Source organism: Halorubrum orientale (genome assembly GCF_059623105.1).
In genome coordinates, this window is record NZ_JBSPSR010000004.1 from 137,705 (window position 1) to 154,258 (window position 16,554).

Below are 16,554 nucleotides of genomic sequence, written 5' to 3' on the forward strand. Positions count from 1 at the left end.
GCCCCGGCAGTGACTCCAATAGCACGAGTATACTCAGTAGAACGTGTCACTGCAGTCGTAGACGACTCCGTGGACCGGACAGACGTACTTGCAGTGTCGGTGGGTCATTGGCACCTCACACCGAGGACACGGACGCCCGCCGTGAGAGACCTCGGTACCGTCGTCTCGCTTGCTCACAACACCTATGACGCGCCCGCATAATATAATCGCTTCCGTCGAGTCCGACCCGTCGACGACACCTCACGGGGACGCAAACGAGACCGACTCAAGCGTCGTCGTTTCACCGAAGAGCCAGTCGGCGTGCTCGACCGCGTAGTCGTGGTGGTCCGCCGTGAGGTACCCGAGCGCATCCTCGACGACGACGGGTCGGTAGTCTCGGAGTCCGGCACTGCCGGCGGTATGGAGCACGCAAACGTTCGCGAGCGTGCCACAGAAAACGAGGTCTTCGAGGCCGTGGGCGTCGAGGAATCCCTCGAGTTCAGTCTGATGGAACGCGTCATAGGTGTGCTTTTCAACGACGTGGTCGGCTGCGCGGACGTCAAGCGAATCGACGAGCTCGGCCTCCCACGATCCCTCGACGACGTGTTCGCCCCAGCGGTCGAACTCGTCGTAATAGTGTGCGTCGTCGAACTGCTCGGGCGGGTGAACATCGCGCGTGTAAACGACTTGGACACCCGCGTCGTGGGCGCGATCTACCAGCGTCGAGACGGGATCGATTGCCGCCTCACTCGGTTCCGCATAGAGGCTCCCGTCGGGGTGACAGAACCCGTTTTGCATGTCGACGACGACGAGCGCGGTCCGGCTCGGATCGTACGGCATACCCGGTCTTTGGACCGCCACGTACAAAAACGCCGGCTCCACGAATCGACTCGCCAAGCTGTCAGCCGAGGGATGCGGACGACGAGCAGCCGAGGGATACGGACAAACTACTTACCCAACGCCACGCAATCGACGATATGCGACGGTGCCTCGTTCTCGTGTCCGTGGTCGCGCTCCTTATCGCAGGTGTCGCTGGGGCCGGCGGGGCGGCGAGTGTGGGCGGGACGGCCGGTGGCGAAGCGACGGCCGTCACGTCGACGACGGCGATGGCGACCGCATCGACGCCGTCAACGACGATCCCATCCACGACAAGCACGTCACCGACGGCGTGTACTCCCGAAACTGACACGACCGTCATCGGGTGCTGGGACGGGGTATCACACGACGAGACGTTCACGTTCAATCAGTCGGACGGGCTCACACCGAGCCAGCTTGAGGCACTCACCCACCGGAGTATGGCTCGCGTCGAGTACGTCCGCGAGCGTCCCTTTCAGGCAGACGTACCGATCGAGACGATGACCCGCGAGGAGTTCCGCGCAAACGGAACCGGCGGCACGTCCAACGAATCGACCGATGACAGGCGCGCGTTCGACCGGTGGAACGATCAGGTGTGGGAGGCGCTCTTCGTCGTCGGCGAGAACGAGTCGTCGGCCGAGGCGATCGATACGGTGTTCGGCGGCTCCGTCTCAGGATTTTACTCGCCGGCCGGCGACCGAATCGTGCTGGTGGTCCCGGCAGGCTCAGCGGTGCAGATCGACGAATCGACGCTGGTTCACGAGCTCACCCACGGCATGCAAGACCAGTACCACGACCTCACCCGATCACAGTACGTCGGGACGACCCAAGACGCAGACCTCGCCGTCGACGGCCTCATCGAGGGTGAGGCGGTGTACATCGAAGAGCGGTACACAGAGCGCTGTGGCGACGAGTGGCAGTGTCTCCCGGCGCCTGAGTCTGACGGCAGTGGTGGCGGTCTTGGGTCGATCAACGTCGGGATTCTGCAGACGATCCTCCAGCCGTACGTCGACGGCCCGTTCTACGTCGAGCGACTAGTTGAGACAGGTGGGTGGGAGGCGGTCGACGCCGCGATGGCCGACCCGCCGTCGTCGACCGCCGCCGTAATCCACCGCAAACCGGCCTATGAGACCCGAGACATCACGTTCGAAGACACGGCTCGCGGCGACTGGACGACCTACCCCGATCAGGGGATGGACGGGGCAGAGACCGCCGGTGAGGCGTCGATGTTCGTGATGTTCTGGTATCAGAGCTACGCGGAACCGCCACGGACGCCTGTCCTTGACCCGGCCGACGACGCCCGCGGGAACATCCAGCTCCACCTACAGCCGGACGGAACGCTCCAGACGCGGACAGCGTACAACTACGATCACCCGGTCACCGCCGGATGGGCCGGCGACGAGCTCTATCCCTACCGGAACGACGCAGGCGACGCCGAGCAGGACGGTTACGTGTGGGTGACGGCCTGGCAAACACCGGAAGACGCGGCCGAGTTCGAGGCGGCGTATCACCGGCTGCTTGACGCCCACGACGCGACGCCCGCGTCGAACGGAACGCAGGTGGTCTCGACCAGAGACTTCCAGGGGTCGTACGGCGTCGAGCGCGACGGGACCCGAGTCACCATCGTCCACGGGCCTGAAGTCGAAGACGTGTTCGACCTTCGCCCCAATCTGCGCCCCGAAACAACATCGTCGACCGGGCTGGCGACGACCGAATCTGGCGACGATGCCACGACAGCGGGAGCGGCGGACGCGGCCGAGAGTGATCACAACGCATCAGAGGGTGAATCGACGGGAGTCGACGCGACGAGCGAGACCCGAGACGGCTCGACGTCCGGGGCGGCACCCGGGCTCGGGGTCGTCGTGACCGTCGTTACGCTGCTCACCATCACCGCGCTGCTCGCTCGCCGATCACAGTCGTAGCCCGGACACCGACACTTTTCGTATGCGCCGGGCGAAGACCGGTCATGACCGAGTTCGACATCGTCGACGCGGACGCGATCCGGAGCGGGCGAGCAACGGACGCGTACTTCGACCGCACGGCGACCACACTCGAGACTGCCGGCCGGAACCCGCACGTCGTCGCCGAGGTGACAGCTGACCAGTTCCCGACCGGGTCGTTCGAGCTATTTGCTGGACTGAAGGACGCGCTCGCGCTACTCGCAGACCGCCCTGTCGACGTCCACGCGCTGCCGGAAGGGACGTTGTTCGACGGCGGACCGGTAATGCGGATCGAAGGGCCGTACCTGTCGTTTGCGCGGCTCGAAACCTCGCTTTTGGGCTTTCTCTCGCACGCCTCAGCAATCGCGACCGCCGCGCTCGACTGTCGAGTCGCCGCACCTACCGCGCAGGTGCTCTCGTTCGGCGCGCGCCACGTCCATCCGGCGATGACGGCCACCGTCGAACGCTCCGCGCTCGTCGCCGGACTCGACGGGTTCTCACACGTCGCCGCCGGCGATCTGATCGGTCGCGAGGCGTCGGGGACCATGCCGCACGCGCTCACCATCTGTTTCGGCCGGGGCGAACAGGAGGCGGCGTGGCGCGCCTTCGATGAGGCGGTTGAGGAGTCGGTCCCACGGGTCGCGTTGTGTGACACCTACGGGGACGAAGTCGAGGAGGTGCTCCGAGCGGTCGAGACGCTCGGCGATCGCCTCGACGGGGTCAGACTCGACACGACCGGGAGCCGCCGCGGCGACTTTCGCCACATCGTTCGTGAGGTTCGTTGGGAGCTCGACGTCCGCGGACACACAGACGTCGACGTGTTCGTCTCGGGGGGGCTCGGGCCGACTGACCTCCGCGCGCTTGCCGACGTTGTCGACGGGTTCGGTGTCGGCGGCTACGTCTCGAACGCCGACCCGGTCGACTTCGCGCTCGACCTCGTCGCCGTGGACGGGGACCCTGCGGCCAAGCGGGGCAAACTCTCCGGAACAAAACAGGTGTACCGGACGGCCGATGGGGGCCACGCCGTCGGGCTCGCCGACCGCGAGGGCCCAACCGACGCCGAACCGCTGTTAGCGCCCGTAATCCGAGACGGCACGGTTGTCGAGGGCGACGCGGCAGCGTTGTCGGCCGCAACAGCGCAGGCACGCAGGGACGCGGCACGGGTCAAGTACGGCGAATCGGGTGGATGATCGTTGACACGCGGTGAGAACGGACGGACCGAGGTGGGAGGGGCTGGTCGGCTCGGTGGCGGACGCGACCTGGGTGATGTGGGTCGGGTGAGGGGCTACAGCTCTTCGACGGCGCCACCGTCGGGTCGCTCACGGAACACCTGGCCTTCGATGAGTGTCACCATCGTCTCGTCGTCCTGCCAGGCGGTCGGCGAGAGTTTGGCTTTCCGACACGTTCGCGAGAGGAACTCCGCGCCCGACCAGTTGTTCTCGACTGGAACGGTCGGATAGAGCCAGCCGTGAGTGTTGCCGCCGTCGACGGCGACGCCGTGGATTCCAATCTCGAGGTCTTCAAGCGGGTCGTTGGTGAGAAGCGTGTTCGAGACGATACAGACCGAAACAGAGAGATTTTCGAGCTCTTTTGGTTCGACTTCAGAGCCACAGGAATCGCCGGATGCGGCTTTGATCGCAGCTTCAACGATGGCGTGACCGAGCTGGTCAGACGTTTCCCACGCGCCGGCACACCCACGGAGACGACCTCGCCCACGGGTCGACTCGAGCCTGACGAACGCGCCCGTCCGTGCGTAAAAAGCCTCACGCATGCTTCCCGGCTGTTCGCGTTGTCCGTGTCGGACAAACGACTCGACCGCCTCCCGTGCGAGTTCGACCGCTCGTGCGCCGTCGTCGTACGACAGCCGAACGGCCTGTGCCTCGGACATATCACCTTATAGCGCGGCTGCTGACTTGAACGCTTCCCTTCCCCGATCGTTCGTGAACGACCGACGCAGTGACGCCGAAAGACTCGGTTGAGCCGTCGTTGAGCACCGGTGAGCCGGCCAGACCGGCACCGCCGATCGGTGGACCGAGGCGCTTATTTGCCGCGCCGGGGTACGTGAGTGCGGACAGAGGGAGCCCGACTCCCGTGCCTTAGCATGAGGAAAGTCCCCCCACCGGCCGGACAGGCGACCGGGCTTACGCCCGGAGTCGGAGACGGCTGGCGCTGGAACAGCAACGAGACCACCCATCTCGATCAATGAGGTGCGCGCGGCCGCCGGGCGGTCGCCGTCGCCCGCAGGATCCCTGTGAGCGAGCGAACCGACCCGCGAGGGAAGGAAGTTAACCCACCGAGAGCGCGCGGCGGCGACGCCGCGGAGACGGATGGGAATGGATGGAACGGCGAATCCTCGCCGGTGCAAGTCTGTGCCATCAGGTAGTCCGGCCACGGCACAGACGCTCAGCCGAATGTCGGGACGAACAGAAGGGGGCTTACTCCCCTCAGTCCACATCGACACCCGTGAGCGACGCAGCCCGCACAGGGAGCACCAGAGAGGCGTGCGCTCAGTAGAGCGGGAGCGCCACTGCCTCACCGAGCGACCGAAGCTCGTCCGCGTAGACGATCGAGATGTACAGCAGTGTGAATATCACCGCGTTGTGGAGGCCGTGTAACAGCGCCGGAACCACGAGGTTCTCTGTGTACTCGTACACCGCGCCGAAGACGAGACTCGGGAAAAAGAGGATTGCAACCGTGGTGAGTCGCCCGGATACCCCACCGGTGAGCGCCATCACGTGAATGAACGCGAAAATGCCGGAGGCGATGAGTATCGACGGTACCGCCGGCAACGACTCCCGGAGCCGTCCCTGAACCACGCCGCGGTAGAGGATTTCTTCTGAGGGACCCACGACAAGGAACATGGCGATGATAAATAGCGGGATGAGGCTCGGATTCTGCATGGCGACTTCAGCGCTCTGGTTCGAGGCCGTCTCCGCGCCGAGCAGCGAGACGATAGTTGAGACGACGAACAGCGTCACCACGATCACCACCCATCCGCCAACGACCAGGCCGAAGTCCACGAGTCGTGGTCGCCTGATGCCGAGATACGAGCCGACGCCCGGCCAGTCGAACCCGCGCCACCGCAGATACCCGAGCGCCAAGCCACCGAACGCGACGTACTGGCCGACGACGAGCGTCAACCCGAGCGTTACGGCCGTCGGGAGCCCGCCGACCGCGGCGTTGAGCGCGAATACCCCGAAGCCGCCGACCAAGGCGATCACCGGGCCCAACACCCCGAGCCCGAGAGCCGTTCCGACTGCCACAGGCGTAGAGGAGCGCGACTCACCCGGATCCGCAGCCGTCTCCGCCCCGGCGCGACCGTCCGGTGACGTTGCTACCGGACCCCCGTCTGCTGAAGCGGGGTCCGTCGGTCCATCGGCTACCGACGCCGGATCGGTCGGTTGGTCAGACGACGGCTGGTCAGACGACGGCTGGTCAGACGACGGCTGCTCGGAGGGGGGCGCCCGGTCGTCGTCGGGGACATCAGTCATTACCCTTGTGTACGGCCCCGGCGGTCAAAGGGTTTGTCCGTCCACCGGGCATTCGCTGTGGTCTCGTTCAGCGGTGAGCCAACTTGTGTCGGGTCAGGCTCAACGGTGGACCAGTTCGTACCACGTGACGGCTGTCACCGCACGGCCGTCGCGAAGCCCATCGTCGAGGACGCTGGCGAGCAGGTCGTCGTACGGCACCGTCTCGACGGCGATCGACTCGTTGTCGTCGAGGTCGCGTTCGGCCGTCGGCGTACACCCCGTTGCGAGCACGTGGTGGTGGACCGCGTTTGTCACGCCGTTGGCCGGCTCAATCGTCGTCAGCCGCTCGAACGACTCGGCCTCGTAGCCGGTTTCCTCGGCGAGTTCACGGGCAGCCGCCCGCTTGATGTCGTCGCGATCTGTGGGCTCCATGGTGCCGGCTGGGATCCCACGGTTCGTGCGGCCGACAGCCTGGCGCCACTCATCAATGACGACCACGTCGCCATCAGTGGTGACCGGTAGGACGACGACCGCCGGCGGCTCGTCGACGTAGTGATACTCGCCGGGCTCGTCGTCGGCGTACCGGACGTCGTCACGGCGCACGTCAAAGCCCGGACAGCGATAATCTATCTTGGTTCCCGTCGTCTCCCACGCGAGGTCATCCATAGGCGTTGGTGGTGAGCGAATGACCTAAACGCTCGGCCTGCAGGCGGACCTGGCGACGGTTGGGGCTCACTTTGGCGACGACCACTCACCGAGTGATGCCTGTCCGTCCGGAAGACTCTCGCCGTCGCGGCGCACCGACTCGTCCGTTCCGGTGTCGTCCGCGAGCCAGTCGGTGAGCGTCTCGCGCGGCTCAGCGTCGGCGGGGAGGCGAGGTGGCGGGTCGGTGTCAGTCGGTGCGTCGCTCGCCGCCTCGGTGGTGTCAAATCCGGTCAGCGTCGACTGGTCTGCGTCGGCGAAGTCGAGATTCGAGACGCGCACCCCGAGTTTCCGCGCCTCGTCGTCGGCGAACTCTGTGAGCAACTCCAAGGCGACCCGTTCAACGAGGTCGGGATCGTCGACCGGTCCCGGAAGGCTCCGTTCGCGCGTGTTGACGTCGAAGGGGGGACACACCACCTTGATCCCGATCGTGCGATAGAGACAGCCACGGTGCTGTGCGCGCTCGGCAACATCAGCAGCGAGCGCGCGAACCGTCTCGCGCTTCGGTTCGTCGTCGGCAGTGGTCGGCAGCGACGACTCCCGCGAGAGGCTCTTGGGGAGCCCGCGTGGTGTGACTGCACGGTCGTCCGCTCCGCGGGCGCGACGGTAAAGCGTCCGGCCGCGGTCGCCGAGCAGCTCGGTCAGCGTCTCTGGGTCGGCCTCGGCGACGTCTCCGGCAGTCTCGATGTCGCGTTCCACGAGCGCGCGCTCCGTAACCGGTCCCACCCCGTGAAGCGCCGAAACGGGCAGCGGCGTCAAAAACGACGCCACCGATCCGGGAGGAACGACCACCAGTCCGTCCGGCTTGTCCGCGTCGCTTGCGACCTTCGCGGCCGACATGTTCGGGGCGACGCCGACGCTCGCCGGCACCCCCGCCTCGCGCTCAATTCGCTCTTTGATGTGTCTGGCGTACCCCTCAGCGAGCGTCCGATGTGTTGCCGGGCCAGCAGCAGTACTCGGTGCGTCCCCATCCGCACCGGCGGCGGCCCAACTCGTGCGCTCGGTGACGTCAAGGTACGCCTCGTCGATGCTCACCTCGCGGACGACGTCTGCACAGTCGCGCAGGACCGCCTTGGTGTCTTCTGCGACAGACTGGTAGTACGACATGTCGACGGGCTCGTAGTAGCCGGTGACATCGGTGTCTGACGGTTCATCGGCGGGTACGTCGGCGTCGGCGTCGGGTGTGTTGGTGTCAGCTGTCTGCCGCCTCGGGAGTCGCTCCAGTGCGTCACGGATCGGCATCGCGCTCTCGACGCCGACGGCACGGGCTTCGTAGCTCGCGGTGGCGACCGCACCGGCCGTCTCACCCGGTTCGTAGCCCATCCCGACGACGAGGGGCTCGTCCTCGAGCGTGGGGTCACGAAGGCGTTCACAGGAGGCGTAAAAACAGTCCATATCGACGTGACAGACCACGCGGTCGGGGGTGTCTTCACGCGTCTCGCGCGGGTCTGTGTCCGACCAGCGCGTAAGTTCCCCTCGTTCGCTCCCGTCGGTCATCGATCCTTCGGGCCGAGATAGGCACCGTGGACACTCGAAGCTATCGACGAGAAGATATACGTGTGTGTGTGTGTTGGTTGTATGACTGAGACGACTCCGCGACAGCCGGGCACTACTTTCATCCACACCCTCCCCAGCCGATTCACTCGGTAGCTTCGCTCCCTCGCTCATCCCTCGCACGCGCTCGCGAGTCCACTTTCGGCGGCCTGCGAGGCGCGCCACCGCATGCTTGGTGTAGTTTTGTAGGAACGTTGAGGCAGTCGTAGCACTTTGAGCCGGTCTCCGCGCCGGTTGTAACTGAAACCGGATCGACTCCCGGCGTTCGCAAACACCTTCACCGAACGGGGCGTACATCTGGTGAATGGGGTCGATATCGGACATCGTCGAGACTGACCGACGAGTGATCGTCCTCGCACTCGCGCGGATGGTCGGCGCGGTCGGTAACTCGTTTCTCATCGTCGTGCTTCCGCTGTACGTCGCCAGCGACCTCATCGACCTCGACGCCCTCCTCGGGACGGCCGTCGGAGTCGGATCGGCGACCGTTACGCTAACCGAGCCGCTTCTCATCGGAATCGTTCTCTCGCTTTTCGGCTTCCTCAACAGCCTCTCGCAGCCGTTCACGGGGCGACTCTCGGACCGCCTCGCCACCCGTCGCCCGTTCGTGCTCGGCGGCATCTTGCTGTTGGGGACCGCGAGTGGGCTCTATACGCTTGCCGACTCCTACTGGCTGTTGATCGTCCTCCGGGCGATACAAGGGTTCGGCGCCGCATTGACGATTCCTGCGACGGTGGCGCTCGTCAACGAGTACGCCGCGAGCGCCGACAAACGCGGCGGTAACTTTGGCGTCTTCAACACCTTTCGGCTGATCGGGTTCGGCTTCGGTCCCGTCCTCGCGGGCATCGTCGTCGAGGGCGGGCCGTACGACCTTTCGGCGGTCGGGCTACCGACCGTGAATGGATTCGACGCCGCGTTCGCGGCCGCCTGTTTCGGAGCTTACCTCAGTTTCGTCCTCGTGTACGTCCTCGTCCACGACGCAGCCGACACGGCCGCCGCCGGCGACGATGTGTCGATCCGGGTCCGCGGTGACGACCGGCTTTTCGACCCCGTGTTCGTGCTCGGCGTCGCGACGGTCGCAATGGGGCTCTGTATCGCGCTGTACGCGACGCTCCAGAATCAGGTGAACCTCCGACTCGACCAAGCACCGGTATGGTTCGGGATCCAATTCGCGGCGGTTACCATCGCAAACGTCGCCCTCCAGGTGCCCGTCGGGCGAGCAAGCGACCGGATCGGGCGGCGACCGTTCCTCCTTGCCGGATTCGTGCTCCTCGCTCCGACGACGCTCCTACAGGGGCTCGTCCTCTCGCCCGTCGTCATGACCCTCGTTCGACTCGGTCAGGGGGTCGCCGTCGCGTGCGTGTTCGCGCCCTCGCTCGCGCTCGCTGGCGACCTCGCACGAGAAGGCGAGTCCGGTACGACGCTGTCGGTGCTCACGATGGGATTCGGCTTCGGCGTCGCACTTGGCCCACTCGCATCGGGATTCCTCGTCGGGTTTGGCTTCGTCGTCCCGTTCGCGGTTGGCGCGGGGCTCGCTGTCGTTGCCCTCGTACTCGTCGTTACACAGGTTGAGGAGACGCTTGGAGCGGTAGCCGATCCGAGCGCGACTGCCGCCGACGACTGACGTCCCCGCCCGTAGCGAACGCGATAAGTTCTCAAGTACCGAACGCCTAGTGTGCCGCGCGAGCGTATTCGGTGTGTGAACTGCCACGAGCCAATCCCGCAGACCGTCCGAATCTGTCCACATTGTGAGACAGTCCAACCCTCTCCGCTGCTGGATGTGGCCGCCGTGGTCGGTGGCGTGTTCGCATTCCTCTTCGGAGTCGTATTGGCGCTTATGACGCTTGGTACGAGCCGGCTCGTCGGCTTTCTGCTGCTCGTCGCCGGGTTTGGACTCGCCGTTGGCGGCATCACCCGATACCTAGACCGCCAGGCGGTTCGGCGTGCTCGGTGACGATCAGCGCGACGTTTTATATCCGATGGCGGCACAGAGGTTGGTATGATCACGCCACTGGGCGCTGGGGTCGTCGTCGCCGGCCTCCTGCTCGCGTTCGTCGGGGCGGCCGTCTCCGTCTATGCCGTCTCGCTGACCGGGTTCCTGATCGGCGCGGGTGTTGGGTACCTGGCAGTCCCAACGCTGTCCGGTCTCGTGACCGCCGACGGACTCGTCGTCGCCGCCGCGGCGGTACTGGTCGGCGGCGCGCTCGGTGGATTCCTCGCGTACACCGGGCTCTCGGTCGCCGTGCTCGCGATCGGTGGCGTCGTCGGCGGGTTTCTTGGCCGATTCGCAGTCGGGCCACTCTACGCGGCCGACGCGGCCGGAATTGCGGGGACCGCGCTGCTCGTCGGCGCGACGCTCGCGGGTGTCGCGGTCGGCGCGCTAGTCGGATTCGTGCTCACACGGACGACACTCGTGGTCTCGACCGCGTTCATCGGCGCCGCGCTGGCGGCACGCGAACTCACACCCGCCTCCTTCGCGACCGCCGCAGATGGAGTGACCGTCGAGCCGCTATTGTTCGACGTCACCGCACCCGCGTTCCTCGCGGTGTTTGCTCTCGGGACGCTTTCGCAGTTCGGTCTGTTCCGGTTTGGGTACGTGAAGAAACTCGTCGGCGTGCTCCCCGGAGCGAGACGTTGGACGGCCGATAACGATCGGACGTCGTCCTGAGCGGAGCACCCACGTGGCCGCACAGGCCCGGTTCACTGCCGATCCTACTCGTCGAGTGTTGCCTCGAGCTGGTCAATAAGCGCCTGGTTACCGACGTACAGGGGCACTCGGTCGTGAATCCCATCCGGTTCGACGTCGAGAATCGACCCGGTCCCATTCGAAGAGGCCCCGCCCATCCGTTCGATCACGTATGCGATGGGGTTTGCCTCGAACGCCAGCCGAAGCTTCCCCTCAGGTGCGTCGGCGAGTTTCGGATACGCAAACACCCCGCCGTAGGTCACCACTTGGTTCACGTCGCCGACCATCGCGCCGCCGTATCGGAGCTTGAGTTCGTCTTTGACCGACGAGGCGTACGCGCGGAAGTCAGCCGGCCAGTTGGGGACTCGTCCGCCGAAGCCGTACACCGTTGGGTCAGCAGGGAGCGAGAGGTCGTCATCGACGACTGACCGGCTGGCCGTCCCGTCTGGCCTGTCTTGTTGGACTACCTCCTCGCGAACCCCGGTCTCGTCGGCGACGACCATCGTCGTGATCGGTCCGTAAAGGACGTACCCCGCGGCGACGAGGTCCCGACCCGACGTCGGCAGTGCACCGTCGTAGACACCGACGACCGTGCCCATGGCGTTGTTCGACCGGAGGTTCGAGGAGCCGTCGAGCGGGTCGACCGCGACGGCGTATCCCTCCCCGACGTCAACCGGCGCCGCCCGCTCCTCGCTCACGAAGGATCCGACGCCGTCGACCGCGCCAAGCGCGTCCGTGAGGAGCTCGTCGGCGTACACGTCACCGGCGAGGACCGTCTCCCCGGAGGGGTTTTCAGTGCCGTGTTCGACGCGTCGTCCAGGGAGCGCATCCCGGATAGCCGGTGCCGTCGTTGCTACCGCATCGAAGACCGCCTCGATCGTCGGGTCGGTCGTGGCCATCAGTTGGCGGCCTCAGCGACGGCGAGCGCCTCAGCAGGGTCGACTTCCTCGAAGACTACCGCCTCGAGCGCGTCGAGGATGCGCTCTGGGTCGTCTCGCTGGAAGACGTTACGGCCGACAGCGAGGCCGCGGGCGCCGGCGTCGATCGCGTTGGCGACGTTCTGTAAGAAGGCCTTATCGTCGCGCATCGTCCCACCAGACATCACGACGTTGGCTGGACCGGCCATCTCGACGGCCTCACCCATTCCGGCCGCCGAGCCGGGGTACTTCACTTTCACCACGTCGGCACCGAGCTCGAGCCCGAGACGGGCGGCGTACGAGATGACCTCCGGGCTACTGTCGTTTCGCAGACCCTGACCGCGCGGATACGACCACATGACGACACCCATGTCGTGTTCGCGGGCGCCCTCTTGTGCCTCGCGGAACTCCTCTGCCATCTCGACCTCGTGGTTCGAGCCGCCGTAGACGGTGAACCCGACCGCGTCAGCACCCAGTTCGGCGGCGTACTCGGGCGAGCAATTGACCGCGCTGTCGGGCTCACCGCGCCAGAGATTGGAGGTGCCGTTCAGCTTTACGAGCAGGCTGACGTCGTCCTGGTAGTCTGGGTAGTACGCCTCGGCAATGCCTTTCTGGACGGCAATCGCCGTCACCGCATCGTGGGTCGCAAGCTCGAAGAGCCGCTCAGGATCGGCAGTATCCGGGTTCGGCTCGAAGTCGACGGGGCCGTGCTCGAGACCGTGGTCGTACGCTAAGATGATCGACTTTCCGTTGCGGGAGATCGAGTCGTCAGCATGCGGAAGCATTGGTTCGTATACCAGACACGTCCTCAAAAAGGGCTAGGGTTATTTTCGGCCGCATCGGTTGGTTCGATCGGTTTTCCGGGGCTCGATAAGCGATGTGTGAACAGTAACACTACAGAGATAGTAAATATTTGATCGGTCGATCGGACCGGTCCACAGGTGCACACGGGTAACGATGGCGATCAGACGCCAGTGGGCATGGTAGTAGAGTGTGCGACTGGAAAACGACTAAGCCGCTTGCCACCTCCGGTCACGTATGCAGCCGATATCGATCTGTGGGCCCGACGCGGCCGTGCTCGCTGAGACACTCGTCGAGACGCTTGAAGGTCGGGTTGCACTCGTGTGCCGGTCAACCGAAGCGCCGGCACTCGACGGGGGGGCGTCGGTTACCTCCGAGAGCCCGGAGCGCGCCGGCGAGGTGCCCGCAACGACGATGGAAGTAGAGGCCGATGGCTCGTGGAGCGGCCGGGGGACGAGTACATCCTTTGACGACCTGCTCAATAGGCTCACACCGGATCATGACTACCTCGTCGCCGTAGGCTACGACCGCCTCCGCGTACCAACCGTGTTGCTCGGCGAGGATATCGACCCGGACGACACCCCGGGAGACGTCATCAAGATCGCCGGGGGGCCCGGAGACGTCGACGTCGATGCGCTCATCGACGGGCTCTCCGACGCCGAGCCGTGGGTGACCCGCGAGGAGCTCGTCGCCGAGGTGACGGCGGCCCCGGGTGCGGCGCGGTCGGGAGCTATCGCGACATTCACCGGTCGGGTTCGTGCACAGGACGACCCGAACGACGACCGAACCACGAACCTCGCGTTCGAGAAGTACGCCGGGGTTGCAGAGGACCGACTGGATACGATCGCCACAGACCTGACCGACCGTGACGGAGTGTTTGAGGTCGCGTTACACCACCGGACCGGCGTCATCGAGGCCGGCGAAGACATCGTGTTCGTGGTGGTGTTGGCTGGCCACCGCGAGGAGGCGTTTCGTGCCGTCGAAGACGGTATCAACCGGCTCAAAGACGAGGTACCGATATTCAAAAAAGAGACCACCGAATCCGAGGCGTTCTGGGTCCACGAGCGCGAGTGACCCTGGTGCGCGAGACAGACGGTCAGGGTCACGGCGGCGATTTTCTGGAATATATTTCTGATATCATTGGCCACACGCCGCCGTAGGTGATTCCTTCTGTCGATCGGGTTGTCAGTCAAAGGCGCCCTTAGATCGCATTATAAAAGGTCTTAAGCTTTTTAATAGCGAAATAAACGGTCCAGAGTGAACGTTTTAGTGTCGGGTGTGCCGTAAAACGGGCCGAACGGCGTCCAACGGTCGGCTATTTATATACCGTCACGGAACCGTGTATGGAGTGTCCTATGAGCGCGACTGTGACCTCCGCCGCCGACGCGGACACGGCCGACGATCTCGGCAAAGAAGAGCGGCTGAAGCGGTACCTGCTCGAGCGCGCCGCAGACGGAGAGATGTACTTCAAAGGGAAGTTCATCTCCGACGACGTCGGCCTCTCACCCAAGGAGATTGGCGCACTGATGGTGAAGCTTCGAGATTCGGCGACCGAACTCACCGTCGAAAAGTGGTCGTACACGGGCGCGACAACGTGGCGCGTCGAACCCGCCTGACCGCAGCGAGTAGCGACGGGCCATCGGCGTGACTCGTTGACGACGTACCGACGACGCGGGGTTTATACTCGGCGACTGGTAACAACAGATGATGCCACAAGGAGCGGACGGGATCGGGTCGGCGTCTACCGACCCACCGCGTCCCGACCCTCTCGGAACGTTCTTTCGCGTCGATGAGGTCCGCCACGATGACGGTCGTATCCGATATGTCGGTGAGTCCTACGTGCCTGAACGGACGCTACTCAGAAAGCTCGTCCCGGCGTTCCGTGACGCCGGCTACGAGGTTGAGCTCGAACACCGACCGGACGGGCACGTCGTCGTCGCAACGCCGTTCACCCACGGCCGCGACGGAGTGCCGTGGACCAACATCGCCCTATTTTTTGCGACCATTCTCTCGACACTGTTCGTCGGCGCGTACGGCTGGTACTACGTTCCACTTGCCGCAATTCGGGCGAACCCGCTCACGCTGCTTCAGGCGTGGCCGTTCACCGCCGCCGTTCTCGGCGTATTGATGACACACGAGTTGGGCCACTACGTTGCCGGTCGCTACCACGGCGTGCCGGTGTCACTCCCGTACGTGATCCCGTTTGTGTTCCCGTTCGGTACGCTCGGTGCGATCATCCGCATGCGCGGGCGAATGCCCTCTCGGAAGGTACTGTTCGACATCGGCGTCGCGGGGCCAGTGGCTGGGCTGATCGCGACGGTGATCGTCACCGTGATCGGTCTCTCACTCGACCCGATCCGCGTTCCAGCAGAAATCGCGGCGAACACCGGTACGATGATCCGATTCAACAACCCACCACTGTTAGACCTGATCGCCGGGCTCATCGGCCAACCGACGTCTTACGCGGATCCTCGGCTGTCAGCACACCCCGTCGTCATCGGCGGCTGGGTGGGAATGTTCTTCACGCTGTTGAACCTCCTTCCCGTCGGTCAGCTTGACGGGGGACACATGGTCCGAGCAATGGTCGGGCCGCGTCAAGAGACGATCGCCTCGCTCGTGCCGGGGGCGCTCTTTGCTATTGCGGTGTATCTTTACTTCGGCGCCGGTCTCGGCCTCAATCAGTCGGTCGGACTGTGGGCGTTTTGGGGATTCTTTTCGCTTTTTATCGCCTTCAACGGTCCGGCGGACCCGGCCGATGAGCACCGGCTCGGGTGGCCGCGGCTCGCAGTGGGCGTCGCAACGTTCGGGGTGGGCGCGCTGTGTTTCCTGCTTGTGCCGATTCAGGTCGTGACGCCCTGATAGCCGACGATGTGCGCGCTTTCGTCGTGGATTGAGCGAGCCGGCTTTCGTATGGCCTACCGGCTCACAGACCTCACATATACAGTCGGCGTCGCCACCCCGAAGCGAACCGTTGCTGGCACCTACTGGAGCTATGAACCCACGAATCCCCACGGAGACGATCCCGGACTGCGCGCGCTCGATGCGACTCCGACAGACGCAGTAATTCTCGACGTCGGCGCCCACGTTGGCGAGCACGCAATCCCGCTAGCCGCGGGAACTAACCGCCGGGTCGTTACAATAGAACCAAACAGTGAGAGCGCCGACCGACTGACGCGAAACGCGGCGCGAAACGACCTCGAGGGGCGGCTTGACCACCGGCAGATCGGTGTCGGAAACGAGTACACTACGCGGCCGTTTTATCATTCGTCGTTCTCCAAGTGCTCTGCATTCGATCGCGAACAGGCGACTCGGTGGGGTGCGTGTGTCATGCGTGTCGAGCAAGTTCCGGTGTACCGGCTCGACGATCTGGTTCGTGGCGTCGGCACCGAGGGTAAAACGGGTGCTAGTGGCCACGGCGGGGAGCCGATCCCCGCGCCTGATGCACTCAAGATCGACGTCGAGGGCCACGAGTTGTCGGTGCTACGCGGCGCGGCAGCGACGATCGAGACACACCGGCCGCTGCTTGTCGTCGAAGTCCACGGCGCAGAGAACGCACACACCACGCGCGTCCGGGCGTGGCTCACAGAGCGGGGATACGACATCGAGGTGTGTGAGGACGTGTGGGTGTGTCGCGGGTGAGGCCGGCTCCGGCC

Annotated in this window: 17 protein-coding genes and 1 other RNA gene; 10 read left to right on the forward strand and 8 right to left on the reverse strand. The window is 65.0% G+C overall.

What is annotated here, in order from left to right:
- Positions 1-33: 33 nt before the first annotated feature.
- Both ACWUI7_RS05560 and ACWUI7_RS05565 read right to left on the reverse strand, forming a co-directional pair.
- Complete coding sequence (locus ACWUI7_RS05560; protein ID WP_496641231.1) at positions 34-177, reverse strand: HVO_2523 family zinc finger protein; 144 nt, start codon at positions 175-177, stop codon at positions 34-36.
- 63 nt (positions 178-240) lie between these two features.
- Entirely contained in the window at positions 241-819 is a 579-nt protein-coding gene (locus ACWUI7_RS05565) for a cysteine hydrolase family protein (protein WP_496641232.1), read from the reverse strand.
- A gap of 137 nt (positions 820-956) precedes the next feature.
- Between ACWUI7_RS05565 and ACWUI7_RS05570 the strand changes: the two genes are divergently transcribed.
- Entirely contained in the window at positions 957-2,756 is a 1,800-nt protein-coding gene (locus ACWUI7_RS05570; RefSeq protein WP_496641233.1) for an Hvo_1808 family surface protein, read from the forward strand.
- 44 nt (positions 2,757-2,800) lie between these two features.
- Positions 2,801-3,964 carry a nicotinate phosphoribosyltransferase gene (locus ACWUI7_RS05575; RefSeq protein ID WP_496641234.1) on the forward strand — a complete coding sequence of 388 codons (1,164 nt, stop codon included), beginning with the start codon at positions 2,801-2,803 and terminating at the stop codon, positions 3,962-3,964.
- Positions 3,965-4,059: 95 nt separating this feature from the next.
- Here the strand turns inward: ACWUI7_RS05575 and ACWUI7_RS05580 are convergent, their stop codons facing one another.
- Positions 4,060-4,662 (reverse strand): TIGR00296 family protein, encoded by a 603-nt coding sequence (locus tag ACWUI7_RS05580; protein ID WP_496641235.1) that lies wholly within the window; start codon positions 4,660-4,662, stop codon positions 4,060-4,062.
- Positions 4,663-4,844: 182 nt separating this feature from the next.
- Here ACWUI7_RS05580 and rnpB point away from each other — a divergent pair.
- Positions 4,845-5,224, forward strand: an RNA gene (gene rnpB, locus ACWUI7_RS05585) — RNase P RNA component.
- A 57-nt stretch (positions 5,225-5,281) separates the two neighbouring features.
- Here the strand turns inward: rnpB and ACWUI7_RS05590 are convergent.
- From ACWUI7_RS05590 to ACWUI7_RS05600, 3 genes are all read right to left on the reverse strand, one after another.
- Positions 5,282-6,265, reverse strand: coding sequence for a CPBP family intramembrane glutamic endopeptidase (locus tag ACWUI7_RS05590; protein WP_496641236.1), 984 nt, complete (start codon positions 6,263-6,265; stop codon positions 5,282-5,284).
- A 99-nt stretch (positions 6,266-6,364) separates the two neighbouring features.
- The gene (locus tag ACWUI7_RS05595; RefSeq protein WP_496641237.1) at positions 6,365-6,910 is read right to left on the reverse strand and encodes an NUDIX hydrolase; all 546 of its coding nucleotides are present in this window, start codon (positions 6,908-6,910) and stop codon (positions 6,365-6,367) included.
- Between the two features lie 66 nt (positions 6,911-6,976).
- Positions 6,977-8,443: a DNA polymerase Y family protein gene (locus tag ACWUI7_RS05600; protein WP_496641238.1), complete on the reverse strand. Its 1,467-nt coding sequence runs from the start codon at positions 8,441-8,443 to the stop codon at positions 6,977-6,979.
- 361 nt (positions 8,444-8,804) lie between these two features.
- Here ACWUI7_RS05600 and ACWUI7_RS05605 point away from each other — a divergent pair, with 361 nt between their 5' ends.
- The 3 genes from ACWUI7_RS05605 to ACWUI7_RS05615 are packed head-to-tail and all read left to right on the forward strand — an operon-like array spanning position 8,805 to position 11,165.
- Complete coding sequence (locus tag ACWUI7_RS05605) at positions 8,805-10,121, forward strand: MFS transporter (RefSeq protein WP_496641239.1); 1,317 nt, start codon at positions 8,805-8,807, stop codon at positions 10,119-10,121.
- Between the two features lie 51 nt (positions 10,122-10,172).
- Positions 10,173-10,451 (forward strand): zinc ribbon domain-containing protein, encoded by a 279-nt coding sequence (locus ACWUI7_RS05610; protein ID WP_496641240.1) that lies wholly within the window; start codon positions 10,173-10,175, stop codon positions 10,449-10,451.
- Between the two features lie 45 nt (positions 10,452-10,496).
- A complete protein-coding gene (locus tag ACWUI7_RS05615; RefSeq protein ID WP_496641241.1) occupies positions 10,497-11,165 on the forward strand; it encodes a phosphate ABC transporter permease in 669 nt (222 codons plus the stop codon).
- A 44-nt stretch (positions 11,166-11,209) separates the two neighbouring features.
- Here the strand turns inward: ACWUI7_RS05615 and ACWUI7_RS05620 are convergent, their stop codons facing one another.
- Both ACWUI7_RS05620 and ACWUI7_RS05625 read right to left on the reverse strand, forming a co-directional pair.
- Entirely contained in the window at positions 11,210-12,082 is an 873-nt protein-coding gene (locus tag ACWUI7_RS05620; RefSeq protein ID WP_496641242.1) for a class 1 fructose-bisphosphatase, read from the reverse strand.
- Positions 12,082-12,885, reverse strand: a complete 804-nt coding sequence (locus ACWUI7_RS05625; RefSeq protein WP_496641243.1) for a class I fructose-bisphosphate aldolase — start codon at positions 12,883-12,885, stop codon at positions 12,082-12,084. Before ACWUI7_RS05625 ends, ACWUI7_RS05620 begins: the two co-directional genes overlap by 1 nt.
- 253 nt (positions 12,886-13,138) lie before the next feature.
- On the opposite strand from ACWUI7_RS05625, the gene ACWUI7_RS05630 reads away from it, so the two are divergent.
- From ACWUI7_RS05630 to ACWUI7_RS05645, 4 genes are all read left to right on the forward strand, one after another.
- Complete coding sequence (locus tag ACWUI7_RS05630; RefSeq protein ID WP_496641244.1) at positions 13,139-13,975, forward strand: molybdopterin synthase; 837 nt, start codon at positions 13,139-13,141, stop codon at positions 13,973-13,975.
- Between the two features lie 281 nt (positions 13,976-14,256).
- On the forward strand, positions 14,257-14,517 hold the full coding sequence (locus ACWUI7_RS05635; RefSeq protein WP_496641245.1) for a DUF7123 family protein: 261 nt from the start codon (positions 14,257-14,259) through the stop codon (positions 14,515-14,517).
- 91 nt (positions 14,518-14,608) lie between these two features.
- The gene (locus ACWUI7_RS05640) at positions 14,609-15,760 is read left to right on the forward strand and encodes a site-2 protease family protein (RefSeq protein WP_496641246.1); all 1,152 of its coding nucleotides are present in this window, start codon (positions 14,609-14,611) and stop codon (positions 15,758-15,760) included.
- A 51-nt stretch (positions 15,761-15,811) separates the two neighbouring features.
- The gene (locus ACWUI7_RS05645; RefSeq protein ID WP_496641247.1) at positions 15,812-16,540 is read left to right on the forward strand and encodes an FkbM family methyltransferase; all 729 of its coding nucleotides are present in this window, start codon (positions 15,812-15,814) and stop codon (positions 16,538-16,540) included.
- Positions 16,541-16,554: the final 14 nt, after the last annotated feature.

Excerpts from the sequence above, each read along its gene's own strand:
- ACWUI7_RS05575 (WP_496641234.1), top strand. The coding sequence starts at position 2,801 with ATGACCGAGTTCGACATCGTCGACGCGGACGCGATCCGGAGCGGGCGA.
- ACWUI7_RS05580 (WP_496641235.1), bottom strand. The coding sequence starts at position 4,662 with ATGTCCGAGGCACAGGCCGTTCGGCTGTCGTACGACGACGGCGCACGA.
- ACWUI7_RS05645 (WP_496641247.1), top strand. The coding sequence starts at position 15,812 with ATGGCCTACCGGCTCACAGACCTCACATATACAGTCGGCGTCGCCACC.
- ACWUI7_RS05590 (WP_496641236.1), bottom strand. The coding sequence starts at position 6,265 with ATGACTGATGTCCCCGACGACGACCGGGCGCCCCCCTCCGAGCAGCCG.
- ACWUI7_RS05640 (WP_496641246.1), top strand. The coding sequence starts at position 14,609 with ATGCCACAAGGAGCGGACGGGATCGGGTCGGCGTCTACCGACCCACCG.
- ACWUI7_RS05605 (WP_496641239.1), top strand. The coding sequence starts at position 8,805 with ATGGGGTCGATATCGGACATCGTCGAGACTGACCGACGAGTGATCGTC.
- ACWUI7_RS05595 (WP_496641237.1), bottom strand. The coding sequence starts at position 6,910 with ATGGATGACCTCGCGTGGGAGACGACGGGAACCAAGATAGATTATCGC.
- ACWUI7_RS05565 (WP_496641232.1), bottom strand. The coding sequence starts at position 819 with ATGCCGTACGATCCGAGCCGGACCGCGCTCGTCGTCGTCGACATGCAA.
- ACWUI7_RS05625 (WP_496641243.1), bottom strand. The coding sequence starts at position 12,885 with ATGCTTCCGCATGCTGACGACTCGATCTCCCGCAACGGAAAGTCGATC.
- ACWUI7_RS05620 (WP_496641242.1), bottom strand. The coding sequence starts at position 12,082 with ATGGCCACGACCGACCCGACGATCGAGGCGGTCTTCGATGCGGTAGCA.
- ACWUI7_RS05615 (WP_496641241.1), top strand. The coding sequence starts at position 10,497 with ATGATCACGCCACTGGGCGCTGGGGTCGTCGTCGCCGGCCTCCTGCTC.
- ACWUI7_RS05600 (WP_496641238.1), bottom strand. The coding sequence starts at position 8,443 with ATGACCGACGGGAGCGAACGAGGGGAACTTACGCGCTGGTCGGACACA.
- ACWUI7_RS05570 (WP_496641233.1), top strand. The coding sequence starts at position 957 with ATGCGACGGTGCCTCGTTCTCGTGTCCGTGGTCGCGCTCCTTATCGCA.
- ACWUI7_RS05635 (WP_496641245.1), top strand. The coding sequence starts at position 14,257 with ATGAGCGCGACTGTGACCTCCGCCGCCGACGCGGACACGGCCGACGAT.
- ACWUI7_RS05630 (WP_496641244.1), top strand. The coding sequence starts at position 13,139 with ATGCAGCCGATATCGATCTGTGGGCCCGACGCGGCCGTGCTCGCTGAG.